We start from the raw sequence: 562 nt of genomic DNA on the forward strand, positions 1-562 counted from the left end.
CGCCCAGCCCTTTGAGCGCGCACTGGGACAATGGCATGCCAGCTGGGTTCCTTTAACTGAAGGCATGGCGCTAGTAGCAGGCGGCGTATCATACTTAAAAACCTTATTACAAGGGCTGCAAGTGTACCCTGAGCGTATGTCTGCCAACCTTGATTTGAATAGCGATGCTTATTTGAGCAAAAGCTTAAAGGAATACTTTGCAAATAACAAAGACGCTATCTATCCTTTGATAGAACAAGCGAGTGAGGAAGCGCATAGCAAACATCAAGGGTTTGTCACCACGTTTCAGGCCTTGCTGGCAGAGCAATCCGTCAATTTGCACGATAGTGACGATCTACAATCGATTTTGTCACCACTTAGCTATTGCGGCGCGGCGCAAAGACAATGCGACACGATATTACAAGCCATTGAAAATGTGACCTCAAAAAACAAATCAAAGTGAGTCATAGCAACCATTAAGTGGATTGACATAAGGCTCAAAACAGAGTATTTTAATTCACTATACGAACAAGAGTTCTTATTTAGAACAAAATATTTTGGAACACCGCATCAAAAAGGGATT

At 43.1% G+C, this 562-nt stretch carries 1 protein-coding gene; it reads left to right on the top strand.

The genetic code is table 11. The features are described 5' to 3' along the window. Positions 1 to 442: lyase family protein (locus ACS8FC_RS19795; protein WP_439298042.1), on the top strand; the 442-nt coding region annotated here is incomplete at its 5' end. Positions 443 to 562: the final 120 nt, after the last annotated feature.

This window comes from Psychrobacter sp. 1Y4 (genome assembly GCF_051847555.1).